The sequence below is a fragment of the Mycobacteriales bacterium genome, from assembly GCA_035533475.1.
Taxonomy (GTDB): domain Bacteria; phylum Actinomycetota; class Actinomycetes; order DATLTS01; family DATLTS01; genus DATLTS01.
This window is the reverse complement of record DATLTS010000025.1, coordinates 1-16,377: the sequence shown is the minus strand read 5'-3', so window position 1 is coordinate 16,377 and position 16,377 is coordinate 1. Positions and strand designations below refer to the sequence as shown.

Sequence of the window (16,377 nt, the reverse complement as noted above, 5' to 3'; positions counted from 1 at the left end):
TGACGTCGGCCCTCCCGGCGTGGCGCCGCGGCCGCCGCGTCCTATGCTTCGGTCCGATACCGCCACGTGCGGCGCGCCGTCACGGGCGGCGTCGCGTTCCGCGGGAGAGGCAACGACGCCGGATGACCGCACCGCTGGAAGTGCAGGGCAGCGCCCTCGAGGCGCAGCCCGAAGCTGTGGCGATCGCCGAGGGGCACCGAATCGAGGGCCGCTCGCTCGGCCAGATCGCCTGGATGCGCCTAAAGCGGGACAAGGTGGCGCTGGGCGGCGGCGTAATCGTCGTTTGCCTGGTCATCGTTGCGGTGCTCGCACCAGTGATCACCGCGCTCGACGGGCAATCTCCGTACGCCTTCCACACCGCTCTGCTCAGTCGGGACACCCTGGTTCCGTTCGGACATTTCGGCGGAATCAGCGGGACCCACCTGCTCGGCGTGGAACCCACCAGCGGGCGGGACATCTTCGCCCGGATCGTCTACGGCGCCCGGGTGTCGTTGATCGTGGCCCTCGGCTCCACCCTGCTCGCTGTCGTCATCGGCGTCTTCTTCGGCGGGATCGCGGGTTTCTTCGGCGGGATCGCCGATACGTTCATCGCCCGGACCATGGACCTCTTGCTGTCCATCCCGCAGCTGCTATTCGCGATCGCCCTGCTGGTGATCATCCAGGCGGCGCCCGGGTCGTTCATCGGATTGTCGGGCAGCACCTTGCACATCGTCGTGCTGATCTTCGTGATCGGTGGTTTCAGCGGGCCCTACATCGGCCGAATCATTCGTGGGCAGGTGCTGTCGCTGCGGGAGAAGGAGTTCGTCGAGGCCGCCCGCAGCATGGGCGCTCGCTCGCCGCACATCCTGCTCCGCCAGCTGCTACCCAACCTCTGGGCGCCGATCCTGGTCTACTCCACCCTGCTCATCCCGACGAACATCCTCAGCGAGGCCGCGCTGTCCTACCTCGGGGTCGGGGTCCAGCCACCGACCGCGTCGTGGGGCCAGATGCTCTCCGACGCGACCAGCATCTATCAGGTCGACCCGGCCTACATGCTCGTCCCCGGCCTGGCCATCTTCATCACGGTCATGGCTTTCAACCTGTTCGGCGACGGTCTGCGCGATGCCCTCGACCCGAGGACCATCCGCTGACCGCCATGCACGCCCGGCGTCCTGGCCCCAGGACCGAGTAGAGGAAGAGGAACGGACGGACACATGATCAGACATCTCTCGAAAATGAAGCTGCTGGCGGTAGCCGCGGCGCTGCCGCTCGCCGTCACCGCGTGCGGCGGGGGCAGCAGCCCCAACACGCCGCCACCGAAGCTCACCGGCTACAACGCCGCCACAACCGGCATCGTCAACGCCTCCAACAAGCCCGGCGGCACCCTCAATCTGATCAGTTCCGGCGACTGCGACTCGTGGGACCCGGCGCGGACGTACTACGCGTTCTGCTGGGACATGCAGCGGCTGTTCGAGCGGACCCTGATGGCGTACGCCGCGGCTCCCGGCGCGGCCGGCACCCAGGTCGTACCGGACCTGGCCTCCGCCCCGGGCACGGCGAACGCCGACGCCACGGTGTGGACCTACCACCTGCGCAGCGGGATCAAGTTCCAGACCGGCGCGGTGATCACCAGCCAGGACATCAAGTACGCGATCGAGCGGATCTTCGCGACGACCGTGATCAGCGGCGGTCCGACCTACGTGATCTGCCTGCTCACGACGTGCAACGCGAGCGGCGCTTCGCCCTACCTGGGTCCCTACGGTGCGGGTCACCCGTCGCTCTCCAGCATCGTGACGCCGGACGCCAACACCATCGTCTTCCACCTGGTGAAGCCGTACTCGGACTGGAACTACATCATGGCGCTGCCCGGCTCCGCGCCCGTTCCCGCGGCGCTGGACACCGGCGCCAAGTACGCGCTGAAGCCGGTCGCATCCGGCCCGTACGAGTTCGTCTCCTACTCGCCCGGCAAGTCGGCGAGCTGGATCCGTAACCCGTACTGGGTGCGCAGCACCGACCCGATCCGCAAGGCGCTGCCGGACGCGATCAGCCTGCTGATCGACTCCAACCCGGCCGACGTCGACAGTCACCTGCTGGCCGGCACCGCCGACGTCGACATCGGCGGCACCGGGGTGCAGTCGGCCGCCCAGGCGAAGATCGTCACGACGCCCGCGCTCAAGGCGAACGCGGACGACCCGACCGACAACTTCGTCCGGTACTTCACGATCGACCCGACCGTCCCGCCGCTGAACAACAAGGCGTGCCGGCTGGCGATCATGTACGCCCTCAACAAGTCCGACCTCCAGTTGGCCCGGGGTGGCGACTACGCGGGGAAGATCACCGGTTCGATGCTCGCACCGAACATCGCCGGCTTCGACTCCACCTTCGACCCGTACCCGAACGGTGCGGGCAACACGGGTGACCTCGCCATGGCCAAGCAGGAGCTGACGGCCTGTGGGCACCCGCACGGGTTCTCCACGCACATGGCCTACATCAACGAGGGCAAGTCGGTGAAGGTCTTCAACGCGGCCCAGCAGGCGCTGGCCCGGGTCGGCATCACGCTGCTTCCGGGTGCGGGGCAGGCGTCCTCGTACTACTCGACCTGGGTGGGGACTCCGGCGAGCATCGTCCAGCACAACCTGGGCATGACCCAGTACGGCTGGGGTGCCGACTTCCCGACCGGTGTCGGCTGGTGGTACTCGATCGTCGACGGTCAGGCCATCGCGGTCTCGGGTGGAAACTCGAACATCCCGAGCCTGAACGACCCGATCGTGAACAACGACATCAACGCCTTGGAGAAGACCACCGATCCGGCGACTCGAGCGAGCCTCGACCACCAGATCGACGTCGAGGTCATGAACCAGGCCGACTTCGCGCCGTTCCTGGACGAAGCTGACCTGACCTACCGCAACCCGCGGGTCACCGACATCTACATCCAGGGTTCCTTCGGCATCTACGACTTCGTGTCGCTGGGTGTCGTCTCCTAAAGTACGCAGCGACGCGTCGGCAGTGCCGCTGACCGAGACAGCCGAAGGAAGGTGACGCCGACCGCGGTGGGCGAGGGTGAACCCCTCGCCCACCGCGGTCGGCGGACTTCGTGATCCGATACATCATTCGGCGGTCCCTCGGGGCCGGACTGGTGCTGGTCATTCTCAGCATCGTGACCTTCGGCATCTTCAACGTCGGGCCCCGATTGACCGGGGCAAATCCCGCCTACCTCTACGTGGGCAAGATCACCAGTCCGGCGCAGATCAAGGCGGTCGAGCACAAGCTCGGCCTCGACAAGCCGCTCGCCGCCCAGTACGTCGACTACATGTCCGGGATCTTCCTCGGCCGGACCGTCACCGACGGCACCACCGTTGACCGGTGCCCGGCGCCCTGCCTGGGCTACTCCTACCGGTACCAGACGCCGGTGACGACGCTGATCGCCAACCGCTTTCCGGTGACGCTGTCGCTGGCCCTCGGCGCGGCCGTGATCTGGCTGGTCGCGGGGGTCCTTACCGGGATCGCGTCCGCGCTTCGTCGGCGCAGCTTCGTCGACCGGGCGTCGATGACGGTGGCCCTCGCGGGGGTCTCGTTGCCGGTGTTCTTCACCGGGTTGCTGCTAACCGCGATCTTCGAATACGGGCCCAGCTGGTTGCAGTGGTTCCCCAACCTGCACTACGTGTCGTTCGGCACGAACCCGCTGAGTTGGGCGCACAACCTGCTGCTGCCGTGGCTGGCGCTGGCTTTCCTCTATGCCGCGCTATACGCCCGGCTGACCCGGGCCAGCATGCTCGAGACCATGGCCGAGGACTACGTCCGGACCGCCCGCGCGAAGGGCCTGCCGGAACGGACGGTGATCTTCAAACACGGCCTGCGCGCCGCCCTGACCCCGATCGTGACGATCTTCGGGCTGGACCTCGGCGGCCTGCTCGGCGGCGCGATCCTCACCGAGACCGTGTTCAACCTGCCGGGCCTCGGCAAGCTGGCCTACGATGCGATCGGCGCGGAGGACCTGCCGATCATCCTCGGGACCACGCTGCTGGCGGCGGTCTTCATCGTCGTGGCCAACCTGATCGTCGATGTCCTCTACGCTGTGGTGGACCCGCGGGTCCAGTACAGCTGATCGCCTCGTCACCGGAGGAAGCGTGACCGTCCGGCAAGTCGAACAGACCGGACCGGCCCCGGCACCCGGAGACGCCTTCCTCAGCGTCCGGGGTCTCAAGATTTCCTTTCCGACCGACGACGGCCTGGTCAAGGCGGTCGACGGTCTGAGCTTCACCCTCGAACGGGGCCGTTCACTGAGCATCGTCGGCGAGTCGGGTTCCGGGAAGAGCGTGACCAGCCTCGGGGTCCTGGGCCTGCACAACCGGGGCAATGCCCGGGTCTCCGGGGAGATCTGGCTCGACGGGCTGGAACTGGTGAGCGCCGACCCGGAGGCGGTGCGTGCGCTCCGCGGCGCCAAGATGGCGATGATCTTCCAGGACCCGTTGTCGAGCTTGCATCCGTACTTCACGGTCGGCTCGCAAATCGCCGAGGCCTACCGGCTCCACAACAAGGTCAGCCGCAAGGAGGCTCGGGAACGGGCCGTCCAGATGCTCCGGCTCGTGGGCATCCCGAATCCGGAGAGCCGGGTCGACGACTACCCGCACCAGTTCTCCGGCGGTATGCGGCAGCGGGCGATGATCGGGATGGCGCTGTCCTGCGACCCGGCCCTGCTGATCGCCGACGAGCCGACCACGGCGCTCGACGTGACCGTGCAGGCGCAAATCCTCGAGCTGGTCAACACGCTCCAGCGGGAATTCAACTCGGCGGTCATCCTCATCACCCACGACCTCGGGGTCGTCGCCGAGGTCGCCGACGACGTGCTGGTGATGTACGCCGGCCGGGTCGCCGAGTACGCATCGGCCCAGGACACCTTCTACAAGCCCGAGCACCCCTACACCTGGGGGCTGCTGACCTCGGTGACCCGGCTCGACCGGGACCGGCAGGAGCGGTTGCAGCCGATCAGCGGTAACCCGCCGTCGCTGATCAACGTGCCGGACGGCTGCCCTTTCCATCCGCGGTGCAAGTACGCCGACCGGAACGGTGACCGATGTCGGACCGAGATCCCCGAGCTGCTCGAGACCGCGCCCGGACATATGGTCGCCTGCCACCTGCCGGTCAAGACCCGACGCCAGATCTTCAAGGACGAAGTGGCGCCGACGCTATGACCGGATATCCGTTCAACGCGAGCGGCCGGCGAACCGATGGCTGATCGGGTCGCGGCGGAGGTGATGACCGGCGGGTACGGTGCGCCGGGCAACGGCGACGCCCTGTTGCAGGTCAGTGGATTGCAGAAGTACTTCCCCGTCCGGCGCGGGATCATCTTCCAGCGCAAGATCGGTGACGTGCAGGCGGTGGACGGCCTGAGCTTCTCGATCGCCAAGGGCGAGACGCTCGGCCTGGTCGGCGAGACCGGGTGCGGCAAGTCGACGACCGGGCGGTTATTGGCCCGGTTGCTGGAGCCGACCGCTGGCTCGATCCGGTTCCAGGGGCGGGACATCACCCATCTTTCGGCCGGCGCGATGCGCCCGGTGCGCCGTGACATCCAGGTGATCTTCCAGGATCCATATTCGTCGCTGAACCCGCGGCACACGATCGGCACGATCGTCGGCACGCCGTACCGGCTCCAGAAGGTCAAGACCGAGCGGGGCGTCAAGCGCGCGGTCCAGGACCTCCTCGAACTGGTCGGGCTGAACCCCGAGCACTACAACCGCTATCCGCACGAGTTCTCCGGCGGCCAGCGGCAGCGGATCGGGATCGCCCGGGCACTGGCCCTGCGCCCCAAGATGGTGATCGCCGACGAGCCGGTCTCCGCGCTCGACGTGTCAATCCAGGCCCAGGTCATCAACCTGCTCGAGGACCTGCAGAACGAGTTCGACCTCACCTACCTGTTCATCGCCCACGACCTGTCGGTGGTCCGGCACATCTCGGACCGGGTCGCGGTCATGTACCTCGGCAAGATCGTGGAACTGGCGGACCGGGTCGGGCTCTACGAGCACGCGATGCATCCCTACACTCAGGCCCTGCTCTCCGCGGTGCCGATTCCCGACCCGGACAAGGGGCATGCCCGCGAGCGCATCTTCTTGACCGGGGATGTGCCGAGCCCGCTCAATCCGCCGGCGGCCTGCCGGTTCCACACCCGCTGCTGGAAGGCGCAGGAGATCTGCCGGACGGTCGAGCCGTTGCTCGTCGAGCTCAGCCCCGGGCACCAGGCCGCCTGCCATTTCCCCGAAGAGAAGGCCGTCTTCTAGATGATCCTCGGCTTGTCGATCCTCGTCGTTCTCACCAGCCTGCTGCTGGTGGTCCTCATCCTGTTGCACCGGGGCAAGGGTGGTGGGCTGTCGGACCTGTTCGGCGGAGGGGTGTCATCCACCCTGGCCGGCTCATCGGTGGTGGAAAAGAACCTCGACCGAATCACCATCTTCGCGGGGGTCACCTGGGTGCTTTCCATCATCGGGGTCGGTCTGCTCATGAAACACTGACCCGTCGAAGGCGGCCGGTCCGGCACGAGGAGGCAACCGGTGGCGGGTGGGAACGCGATCCGCGGGAGTCGGGTCGGCGCTGGGCCGATGGGGGAGGCCGAGCGTGGGGAGGTCGCCCCGCGTCAGCGGGTGTCGTTCTGGTGCGCGAACCGTCACGAGACCCGGCCGTCCTTCGCCGTCGACGCCGCGGTACCGGATCTGTGGGACTGCCCACGTTGCGGCTTCCCGGCCGGCCGCGAGCGGCATAACACCCCGGCGCCGCCGAGGAACGAGCCCTACAAGACCCACCTGGCCTATGTTCGCGAGCGACGCGACGACGCGGACGGAGAGGCGATCCTCGCCGAGGCCCTGGCCCGGCTGCGCGAGCGCTGAGCGAAGGTCAGGGGGAAGCGAACCGGGCGAGGCTTTGCGGCAGCGCGGAGGCGGCCGCCCGATCGAGGAGGAAGCGGGTGGCCACCCGCCCGCGCACCCCGGCGGCCGGCAGCTGGACCGGACCGGCCCCGGACAGCGCCAGCCGGACCGCTCGGGCCTTCTCCTCGCCGGCGGCGAGGATCCACACCTCCCGCGCGGCGTTGATCGCCGGAAAGGTGAGGGTCAGCCGGACCGGCGGCGGTTTCAGCGAGCCGCGAACGGCAACTACCGGGCGCTCGTCGTGTACGGCCGGTGCCTCCGGGAACATCGAGGCGATGTGACCGTCCGGTCCGATCCCGAGGAGTAGCAGGTCGAAGGCCGGGACCGGCCCGTGGTCCTCCGGGCGGGCGGCGGCGGCCAGCTGTGCGGCGTAGCTGGCGGCGGCGGCCTCGGGGTCCGCGCCGTCCGCACCGTCGCTCGCTGCCATCGGGTGCACCCGGGCCGGGTCGAGACCGACGTCGTCGAGCAGTGCGGCCCGGGCCTGGGTCTCGTTGCGGTCCGGGTCCCCGGCCGGGAGGAAGCGCTCGTCCCCCCACCAGACGTCGAGCCGGCGCCAGTCGATGGCGTCACGGGCCGGCGCCGCGCGGAGCCCGGCCAGGGTTGCCGTTCCGATTCCGCCTCCGGTGAGTACGATCGAGCCGTTGCCCCGTGCGGACTGTGCATCGACCAGTGCGGTGACGATCCGCGCCGTCACCGCCCGGGCCAGCAGGTCCGCGTCGCGGTGGATGACGATGGCCGGTGGGGTCATCGGTCCGACCCGGCCATAATCGGGTCCTGCCAGCGGTGGGTCCGCGCCGGGGACCGATCGCGCAGGCCGGCAATCCCCGTCGTCGCGGCCAGCGCCTCGGCGTATACCGCGTCGGCGTCGAGACGCCGCACTTCTTCAGCGAGCAGCTCGCCCAGGCCGCGGCGGGGGAGCGGAAGCTGGCGGTCCGGCTGACCGGTGCGGGAGAACGTCGCCAGCCGGCCGTCCGGCCGGCTGATCCGGAAGACCTGCTCGCGGCCGCAGGAGATCTCGACATCGGTGACCCCCGGGCCGGCCGAGGCCTCGGTGCCGGGGGTCAGGCTCAGCCGGTCACCGAGCCACCCGGCGAGCAACGCGGCACTGGGGTTGCCGGCTTCGGCCTCGACCCGGGCCGCGTCCGGCGTGAGGGCTCGGGAGTCGAACGCGGAGGCGAGCAGCGCCCGCCAGGGTGTGGTGCGCCCCCACGCGAGGTCGGTGTCGCCGGGGGCGAAATCGACCGCCCGTTGCCGCAGGGCGGCGCCCGGGTCGGGCGCCAGCGCGCAGTCGGTGACCCGGCGATCGGCGAGGACTCCCAGCGGGTCGGTGGCTATCTCGTCCGGCGGCGGCCCGTGCCACCAGGTGACGACCGGGGCGTCGGGAGCGAGCAAGGGCAGCACCACCGACTCGGCGTGCAGCGTGAGCCGGCCGTACATCCGCAGGACGACCGCCTCGGTGGGGCCGAGCCGGCCGCCGACCTGGACTTCGGCGTCCAGGCGATCGGCGGTGTCGAGCTGTCGGCGGACCACGATGAGCAGCCGGCACGGATGGGCCTGGGCGGCGACCGTCGCCGCCTGCTCGGCAGCGGCGACCTGACGCTCGTCGACGATGACGATCAACGTCAGGGCGAGTCCGGCGGCGACCGCACCGCCCGCCCGGCCTTCGGCGCCCAGCGCCTTCACCACGTCCCCGCCGGTGGTGTCCCAGAGCGTGGTGGTCACGGCCGCCTCCAGGATCGGCCCTCGCGGGCCAGCATGTCGTCGGCCGCGGCAGGTCCCCATTCCCCGGCCCGGTAGCGGTGCGGGGTCGTCCCGGACCAGAAGGCCTCGAGCGGGTCGACGACCCGCCAGGAGGCCTCGACCTCCTCGTGGTCGGGGAACAGCGTCTTGTCGCCGAGCAGGACGTCGAGCACCAGCCGCTCGTACGCCTCCGGGCTCGACTCGGTGAACGAAGCGCCGTAGAGGAAGTCCATCGACACGTCGCGGACCTCCATCGCCGAACCTGGCACTTTCGACCCGAACCGCAGGGTCACTCCTTCGTCGGGCTGGACCCGCACGACGAGCTGGTTCTGCCCCAGCTCGGTGGTGTCCGTGCTGGCGAACGGCAGGTGCGGCGCCTTCTTGAACAGGACCGCGATCTCGGTGACCCGCCGGGGCAGGCGTTTGCCGGTCCGCAGGTAGAACGGGACCCCCGCCCAACGCCGGGTTTCGACGCCCAGCCGCACCGCGGCGTAGGTCTCGGTCCGGGAGTCGTCGGGCACGTCCTTCTCGTCGAGGTAGCCGGCCACCCGTTGCCCGGCCAACCACCCCTGCTCGTACTGGCCGCGGATCGCGCCGTGCTCGAGGTCTTCCGGCAGCGAGATCGCCCCGAGCACCTTGCGCTTCTCGATGCGGAGCGCCTCGGCGTCGAAGGAGACCGGTTCCTCCATGGCGGTGAGCGCGAGGAGCTGGAGCATGTGGTTCTGGAGAACGTCCCGGGCGGCGCCGGCGCTGTCGTAGAAGCCGGCTCGGCCGCCGATGCCGACGTCCTCGGCCATGGTGAACTGCACGGAGTCGACGAAATGGGAGTTCCACAGGGGCTCGAACAGCGTGTTGGCGAACCGGAGCGCCAGCAGGTTCTGCACCGTCTCTTTGCCCAGATAGTGGTCGATCCGGAAGACGTCCTGCACGCCGAAGACGGAGTCGACGAGCTGGTTGAGCTCTCGCGAGGAGTCGAGATCGTGGCCGAACGGCTTCTCGACGACCACCCGGCGCCACCCGCCGCCCCGGCGGTTGTCCGCCAGCCCGGTGCGGGCCAGTTGCTTGAGGACCACCGGGAACGCGGCTGGTGGGATCGACAGGTAGAACGCGGCGTTCCCGGCGATGCCGTGGCTCTCCTCCAGCGAACGGAGGGTTTCGGCCAGGGTGTCGAAGCCCGCGTCATCCTCGAACGAGCCGGGGACGAAGCGCACGCTGTCGGCGATCCGCTGCCAGACGTCCTCGCGGAACTCGGTCCGTGCGTACTGCGCCGCCGAATCCCGGGCCAGGTCCGCGAAGTCGCCGTGATCCCAGTCCCGCCGGGCGAACCCGAGCAGGACGAAGCCCGGTGGTAGCAGGCCACGGTTCCCCAGGTCGTACACCGCGGGGATGAGCTTTTTCCGGGCGAGGTCCCCGGTCACGCCGAACACGACGATGGCGCAGGGGTCGGGGACCCTGGGCAGCCGCCGGTCCCGGGGGTCCCTTAGCGGATTCACCGGTCGCTGGCCGCTCGCCGCCGGCCCACTGGCGCCCGCCTGCGCGGCTCCGACCGGCAGGTCGCTCACCGGCAGGTCGCTCACCGGTTCCGGTCCGGCCGGGCTCATGCCGCACCGAGGAGCTGCTCGAGGAGCTGCTCGAGGCCGGCCGCCCGGTCCAGCAGATGCAGCCGGAGCAGCGGACGATGCCGGCTGGACAGGGCTTGCCGGTCCCCGAGAGCCTGGGCTTGCTGGAGCTTGCCGAACGAGAACGGTCTTCCGGGGATGGCGAGGTCGTCGGCCACGACACCGCTGATCTGCAGGAAGGCCCCGACTGCGGGCCCACCCTTGTGGAACTGCCCGGTCGAATGCAGGAAACGCGGTGCCCAGCCGAAGGTCACCGGGTGCGGCAGCCGGGCGGCCAGCGCCCCCCGGACCTGCGCGGCGGCAGCGTCGGCGAAACGGTCGAGATAGGCCATGACCGCTAGATAGCCCCGGTCCGGAACCGTGGCCAGCAGAGCGGTCAGCGCGCCGGCCAGCGACGTCGCCCCGGCGAGCAGGTCCGGGTCGGCGTAGATCGCGACGGCCCGCTCGACGAAGGCGGGGGCCTCGTCGGGCAACTCCCCGTCCCCGGCGGCCTCGAGAACACGGTTGGTGTTGTCCTTGGACTCCTGGACGTTCGGCTGGTCGAACGGGTCGATCCCGAGCAGCCGCCCGGCGAACGCCGTCGCGTACTCCCAGACGAGGAACTGGGCGCCGAGCGGGCCGGACACCGACGTGCCGGCGGTCGGCGGCTCTCCGCCGAGCCGGACCAGATGGCTGTCCGGTTCGGGGCCGGTCCCAGGGGCGTCGGCGGCTTCGACCACGACCGGTAGCAGCCCGGTGCCCCGTTTCCCGGTCGATTCGGCGATCAGTTGCTCGGCCCAGTCCCCGAATCCGACCGGGACCCCCGGGCCGGCCGCACCCGGGACCAGGATGACCTTGTCCCGGCCGAGCCGGGCACCGCCGGCGAGCGTCGCGCCGAGCGACAGGCCCGGATTCCCGTCCGGTCGGGAGAGTGCCGGCAGCACGGTGGCCGCCGCATCCAGCAACTCGACGACCGGGACCCCGGCGAGCGCGGCGGGCACCAGCCCGAACGCCGTGAGCGCGCTGTACCGGCCGCCGACAGACGGATCGGCGTTGATGACCCGGTAGCCGGCCTGGCGGGCCGAACCGTCGAGCGGGGAGTCCGGGTCGGTGACGACGACGAGCCGCTCGACCGGATCGATTCCCGCAGCCCGGAAGGCGGCTTCGAAGAAACGCCGGTGACTGTCGGTCTCCAGCGTCCCGCCGGACTTCGACGAGACGACGACGACCGTGCGGGCCAGCTCGTCGGCCTGCCCGGCGGCGGCGCGGATCTGCCCCGGATCGGTGGTGTCCACGACGACGAGGGGGACGCCGTAGCTGCCTGCGATGACCTCCGGCGCGAGCGACGAGCCACCCATCCCGGCCAGCACGACCCGGTCGACCCCCCGGTCGGCGAGGTCGCGCCGCAGCCCGGCGAGTTCCGGGATCAGGGGTCGGGACGCCGTGGCGCAGTCGAGCCAGCCGAGCCGGTTTGCGGCTTCGGGCTGGGCGTCCGGCCCCCACAGCGTGTCGTCCTTCGCGGCCAGGGCCGCCGGGACACCTTCGGCACCGGCCTGCGTGACCAGTGCGTCGCTCATCGCCTGGAGCTCTCGGTCGTCGACCCGGACGGTCACCGAGCCGGGGTCGCTCACCGGGCGGTCACTTGGCCGGCTTGACGGTGGACGCGGCCTTGGTCTCGGAGCGGAACGCGGACAGCCGGGCGTCGACCGAGCTGATCAGCTCCGCCCAGGACTCGGCGAACTTCGTGACCCCCTCCTCCTCGAGCACCCGCACGACGTCGTCGTATTCGATTCCGAGTCCGGCGAGTCCGGCGAGGGTCGCCTCGGCCTCCGGGTAGTGGCTGCTGATCTGGTTGCCGCGGATCGCGCCGTGGTCGTGCACCGCCTCGATCGTCGACTCCGGCATGGTGTTGACGGTTCCGGGCGCGGCGAGGTCGACCACGTAGCGGGTGTCCTCGTACGCCGGGTCCTTCGTCGAAGTCGACGCCCACAGCGGGCGCTGCGGGCGGGCCCCGGCTCCGGCCAGCGCCGCCCAGCGAGGTTCGGCGAAGACCTTCTCGTATTCGCGGTAGGCGAGCCGGGTGTTCGCGATGGCGGCCTGGCCGCGCAACGCCTTCGCCTCCTTGGAGCCCAACTTGTCGAGGCGGGCGTCGACCTCGGTGTCGACCCGGGAGACGAAGAACGACGCGACCGACGTGATCCCGTGCAGGTCGTGGCCGGCCTTCTGCGCCCGCTCGAGGCCGTCGAGGAACGCCGCCATGACTTCCCGGTAGCGCGCGAGCGAGAAGATCAGCGTCACGTTGACGCTGATCCCCTCGGCGAGGGCCTGGCTGATCGCGGGCAGCCCGGGCCGGGTCGCGGGGATCTTGATGAAGGCGTTCGGCCGGTCGACGAGCCACCACAGGGCCCGCGCCTCGGCGATCGTGGTCTCGGTCTGATCCGCGATCCGCGGATCGACCTCGAGCGAGACCCGGCCGTCGAGACCGTCGCTCGCGTCGTAGACCGGGCGCAGCACGTCGCAGGCGCGCCGGACGTCGGTCGCGGTGAGCGAGCGCAGCGCCTCGCCGATGTCGACCCCCCGGCGGGCCAGGTCCAGGAGCTGGTCGTCGTAGACGTCGCTGCCGGAGATCGCCTTGTCGAAGATGGTCGGGTTGGTAGTCACCCCGACGACGTGGCGGTCCCGCACGAGTTGCGCCAGGTTGCCGGAGTCGAGCCGGGCCCGGGACAGGTCGTCGAGCCACACCGCGACGCCGAGCTCGGTTAGCGCTGCCAGCGGATCCGTCATGTCCACTCCCTACTAGTTGCCGGTCGTCTCCCCGTGCTCCGCACCAACCTTGGAAAGGCTGGCGTGCGCCGCGGCGACGACCCGGTCGGGCGTGAGCCCGAACTGCTCGTAGAGGATCTCGGCCGCGGCTGACGCGCCGTAGTGCTCGATGCTGAGGATCTCCCCGTCGTCACCGACCAGTTCGCGCCAGCCGAATCCGACCGCCGCTTCCACCGATACCCGCGTCCGGACCGCGGGCGGGAGCACGGTCTGCCGGTACGCCTGGTCCTGCTCGAAGAACCACTCCCGGCAGGGCAACGACACGACCCGGGTCGGGATGCCGTCGGCCTCGAGCCGTTCCCGTGCGGCGACCGCGAGATGCACCTCGCTGCCGGTGCCGATGAGGATGACCCGGGGGATCCCGGTGCTCGCCTCGGCCAGCACGTAGCCGCCGCGGGCGACGCCTTCGACCGAGCCGTGCACCGTCCGGTCGAGGACCGGGAGGTTCTGCCGGGAGAGGCAGAGTCCGGCGGGGCCGCCACGGCGTTCGAGGATGGTCCGCCAGGCGACGACGGTTTCGGTGGCGTCCGCCGGCCGGACCACGTCGAGTCCGGGCATCGCCCGAAGGGCGGCCAGCTGCTCGATCGGCTGGTGCGTCGGGCCGTCCTCGCCGAGCCCGATCGAGTCGTGGGTCCAGACGTAGACGACCGGAAGTTTCATCAGCGCCGCGAGCCGGACCGCCGGCCGCATGTAGTCGCTGAAGACGAAGAACGTCGCGCCGAAGGGCCGGGTCGGCCCGTGCAGCGCGATCCCGTTGAGCGTCGATCCCATCGCGTGCTCGCGGATCCCGAAGTGGACGTAGCGCCCGTTCGGTATGTCCGGCAGGAACGCCTGCTCGCTCTCGATCTCGGTGCTGTTCGACTCGGTGAGGTCGGCGGAGCCGCCCCAGAGTTCCGGCAGCTGCGGGGCGACGGCGTTGAGCACCTTCCCGGACGCCTTGCGGGTCGACACCGAGCCGCCCGGGGGGAAGGTCGGCAGCTTCGCGTCCCAGCCGTCGGGTAGCCGTCCGGCGAGCATCCGCTCGAGGTCGTCGGCCCGGCCGGGGTTCTTCGCCTTCCACGCCTGGAATCGCTCCTCCCAGGCGGCGTGCAGCGCCCGGCCACGGTCCACGACCTCGCGGGCCCGGGCCAGGACGTCTTCGGGCACCCAGAAGGTCCGGTCGGGATCCATCCCCATGACCTTCTTCGTCGCCGCGACCTCGTCGGCTCCGAGCGCCGCACCGTGCGCCTTGCCGGTGTTCTGCGCATGCGGCGCCGGGTAGGCGATGATCGAGCGCACCGCCACGAGCGACGGCCGGCCGGTTTCGTCGCGGGCCTTGGTCAGGGCGGCGTCCAGGGCGTTGACGTCCTCGGAGTGCTCGACCCGTTGGGTGTGCCAGCCGTAGGCGGCGTAGCGGGCACAGACGTCTTCGCTGAACGCCACCTTGGTGTCGCCGTCGATGGAGATGTGGTTGTCGTCGTAGAGCAGGACCAGGTTCCCGAGCCGCTGGTGCCCGGCCAGACTGGCCGCCTCGGCCTGAACGCCTTCTTCCATGTCACCGTCGGAGGAGAAGGCCCAGATCGTGTGGTCGAAGACGCTCCGACCGGCCGGGGCGTCGGGGTCGAACAGCGCCCGCTCCCGCCGGGCCGCCATCGCCATGCCCACCGCGTTGCCGATGCCCTGACCGAGCGGCCCGGTCGTCGTCTCGACACCGAGCGTGTGGCCATGCTCGGGATGGCCCGGGGTGCGGCTGCCCCACTGCCGGTAGAGCTTGAGGTCCTCGAGGGTCAGCCCGTAACCGGACAGGTAGAGCTGGATGTAGAGGGTCAGCGAGGAATGGCCGCAGGACAGCACGAACCGGTCGCGGCCGAGCCATTGCGGATCGGTCGGGTCGTGGCGGAGCAGCCGCTGGAACAGTAGGAACGCGGCCGGTGCGAGGCTCATCGCGGTGCCGGGGTGCCCCGAACCGGCTGCCTCCACCGCGTCCATCGCGAGCCCGCGCACGACGTCGACCGCGCGCCGGTCGGTGTCGGTCCACTCCAACGAGGGTGAGGTTTTCGACGTGGTGCTCACCGTCGGCTGAACTCCTCTCCACGGCCGGGTCGGGCCGGCTCCGGTCCCGCTGCGAGCCTAGCGGCGCCGACCGGTACGTGCCGCCGGATCCACCGGTCCGGGGTCGCGCAGCGGCCCGGCTACCATGACGCCGACACCGAGTCCGAAGTCCGTGCCCGCGAGGTGACTGCTCCGCGTGACGCTCGTCAGCTCCGCCGCCGTCCCGGGGGTGCTCGGTCCGGCCCCGGCCGCCAGCCGCGGGCCGATGGCGGTCGTCCGGTCCTACCTGGCGTTGACCAAGCCGCGGATCATCGAGTTGCTGCTGGTCACGACCGTCCCGGCCATGGTCCTGGCCGCGAAGGGCCTGCCGCACTGGGGACTGCTGGCGGCGACGCTGGCCGGTGGGACGCTAGCCGCGGGCAGCGCGAACACGATCAACTGTTACGCCGACCGCGACATCGACGCCCTGATGGCCCGCACCCGGCAGCGGCCGATGGTCCGGGCGGAGGTCAGCCCGGCGGCGGCGCTGCGCTTCGGGATCGGGCTCGGCGTGGCCGCCACCCTGCTGCTCGGGCTGGTCGTGAACTGGCCGTCGGCTCTGCTCGCCGACGGGGCCATCGGCTTCTACGTCTTCGTCTACACGCTCGGCCTCAAGCGCCGCACCCCGTCGAACATCGTGATCGGCGGGGCGGCCGGCTGCTTCCCGGTGCTCATCGGATGGTCCGCGGTCACCGGCACCGTCGGCTGGCCGGCGGTCGTGCTGTTCGCGATCGTCTTCTTCTGGACCCCGCCGCATTTCTGGGCGTTGGCCATGCGTTTCAAGGACGACTACGCGGCGGCCGGGGTGCCGATGCTCCCGGTGGTCGCGGCGCCGGCCGTCGTCGCCCGCAAGATCCTCGGCTACTCGTACGCGATGGTCGCCGCGTCGCTCGTGCTGATCCCGCTCGGCGGCGGTCCGGTCTACGCGGCCGCCGCGGTCCTGCTCGGCGTGCTCTTCCTGGTCGAGGCGCACCGGTTGTTGCACCGGGTGCGGGCGGGGGCCGGGGCGTCGGTGGCGATGCGGCTGTTCCACTTCTCGATCACGTATCTGTTCCTACTGTCCTGCGCGATCGCGGCTGGTCAGTTCCTTCGCTGACCTTCACTTTAACGGCGCTTCCGGGTTCTGCGTGGGTCTCTGAGCGGTGATCACGTCGTCGGCGGGATGATTCCGGGATGCGCGATACCGAGTTGTACCGGCATCTGTTGGGTGTGGTCGCCCCGTGGGAGGTGAGCCGGGTCGAGCTCTCGGT

Annotated in this window: 14 protein-coding genes; 8 read left to right on the top strand and 6 right to left on the bottom strand. The window is 70.3% G+C overall.

Translation table 11 applies throughout. The features are described 5' to 3' along the window. The first annotated feature begins 122 nt into the window (after positions 1-122). The 7 genes from VNG13_05000 (at position 123) to VNG13_04970 (ending at position 6,857) form a co-directional block, all read left to right on the top strand. Positions 123-1,130, top strand: coding sequence for an ABC transporter permease (locus VNG13_05000; protein ID HVA59879.1), 1,008 nt, complete (start codon positions 123-125; stop codon positions 1,128-1,130). Between the two features lie 63 nt (positions 1,131-1,193). Further along, entirely contained in the window at positions 1,194-2,963 is a 1,770-nt protein-coding gene (locus tag VNG13_04995; protein ID HVA59878.1) for an ABC transporter substrate-binding protein, read from the top strand. 110 nt (positions 2,964-3,073) lie between these two features. Further along, positions 3,074-4,084, top strand: coding sequence for an ABC transporter permease (locus VNG13_04990; GenBank protein HVA59877.1), 1,011 nt, complete (start codon positions 3,074-3,076; stop codon positions 4,082-4,084). Between the two features lie 22 nt (positions 4,085-4,106). Then, positions 4,107-5,171, top strand: coding sequence for an ABC transporter ATP-binding protein (locus VNG13_04985; protein HVA59876.1), 1,065 nt, complete (start codon positions 4,107-4,109; stop codon positions 5,169-5,171). Positions 5,172-5,207: 36 nt separating this feature from the next. Further along, a complete protein-coding gene (locus VNG13_04980; GenBank protein HVA59875.1) occupies positions 5,208-6,254 on the top strand; it encodes a dipeptide ABC transporter ATP-binding protein in 1,047 nt (348 codons plus the stop codon). Continuing rightward, the gene (gene secG, locus VNG13_04975) at positions 6,255-6,485 is read left to right on the top strand and encodes a preprotein translocase subunit SecG (GenBank protein HVA59874.1); all 231 of its coding nucleotides are present in this window, start codon (positions 6,255-6,257) and stop codon (positions 6,483-6,485) included. It begins immediately after the preceding gene. A gap of 39 nt (positions 6,486-6,524) precedes the next feature. After that, positions 6,525-6,857: an RNA polymerase-binding protein RbpA gene (locus tag VNG13_04970; protein ID HVA59873.1), complete on the top strand. Its 333-nt coding sequence runs from the start codon at positions 6,525-6,527 to the stop codon at positions 6,855-6,857. A gap of 7 nt (positions 6,858-6,864) precedes the next feature. Here VNG13_04970 and pgl read toward each other — a convergent pair whose 3' ends face one another. The 6 genes from pgl to tkt are packed head-to-tail and all read right to left on the bottom strand — an operon-like array spanning position 6,865 to position 15,109. Continuing rightward, positions 6,865-7,644: a 6-phosphogluconolactonase gene (gene pgl / locus VNG13_04965; GenBank protein ID HVA59872.1), complete on the bottom strand. Its 780-nt coding sequence runs from the start codon at positions 7,642-7,644 to the stop codon at positions 6,865-6,867. Beyond that, positions 7,641-8,618: a glucose-6-phosphate dehydrogenase assembly protein OpcA gene (locus VNG13_04960; protein HVA59871.1), complete on the bottom strand. Its 978-nt coding sequence runs from the start codon at positions 8,616-8,618 to the stop codon at positions 7,641-7,643. The genes pgl and VNG13_04960 overlap by 4 nt, the downstream gene beginning before the upstream one ends. Beyond that, complete coding sequence (gene zwf / locus VNG13_04955; protein HVA59870.1) at positions 8,615-10,237, bottom strand: glucose-6-phosphate dehydrogenase; 1,623 nt, start codon at positions 10,235-10,237, stop codon at positions 8,615-8,617. Before zwf ends, VNG13_04960 begins: the two co-directional genes overlap by 4 nt. Continuing rightward, complete coding sequence (locus VNG13_04950) at positions 10,234-11,865, bottom strand: glucose-6-phosphate isomerase (protein HVA59869.1); 1,632 nt, start codon at positions 11,863-11,865, stop codon at positions 10,234-10,236. Before VNG13_04950 ends, zwf begins: the two co-directional genes overlap by 4 nt. 7 nt (positions 11,866-11,872) lie before the next feature. After that, a complete protein-coding gene (gene tal, locus VNG13_04945; GenBank protein ID HVA59868.1) occupies positions 11,873-13,018 on the bottom strand; it encodes a transaldolase in 1,146 nt (381 codons plus the stop codon). A 12-nt stretch (positions 13,019-13,030) separates the two neighbouring features. Further along, on the bottom strand, positions 13,031-15,109 hold the full coding sequence (tkt, locus tag VNG13_04940) for a transketolase (protein HVA59867.1): 2,079 nt from the start codon (positions 15,107-15,109) through the stop codon (positions 13,031-13,033). Between the two features lie 208 nt (positions 15,110-15,317). On the opposite strand from tkt, the gene VNG13_04935 reads away from it, so the two are divergent. Then, positions 15,318-16,223 (top strand): heme o synthase, encoded by a 906-nt coding sequence (locus VNG13_04935; GenBank protein ID HVA59866.1) that lies wholly within the window; start codon positions 15,318-15,320, stop codon positions 16,221-16,223. Positions 16,224-16,377: the final 154 nt, after the last annotated feature.

Coding starts and splice junctions, on each gene's coding strand:
- VNG13_05000 (HVA59879.1), top strand. CDS start 123: ATGACCGCACCGCTGGAAGTGCAGGGCAGCGCCCTCGAGGCGCAGCCC.
- VNG13_04995 (HVA59878.1), top strand. CDS start 1,194: ATGATCAGACATCTCTCGAAAATGAAGCTGCTGGCGGTAGCCGCGGCG.
- VNG13_04980 (HVA59875.1), top strand. CDS start 5,208: ATGGCTGATCGGGTCGCGGCGGAGGTGATGACCGGCGGGTACGGTGCG.
- secG (HVA59874.1), top strand. CDS start 6,255: ATGATCCTCGGCTTGTCGATCCTCGTCGTTCTCACCAGCCTGCTGCTG.
- pgl (HVA59872.1), bottom strand. CDS start 7,644: ATGACCCCACCGGCCATCGTCATCCACCGCGACGCGGACCTGCTGGCC.
- zwf (HVA59870.1), bottom strand. CDS start 10,237: ATGAGCCCGGCCGGACCGGAACCGGTGAGCGACCTGCCGGTGAGCGAC.
- tal (HVA59868.1), bottom strand. CDS start 13,018: ATGACGGATCCGCTGGCAGCGCTAACCGAGCTCGGCGTCGCGGTGTGG.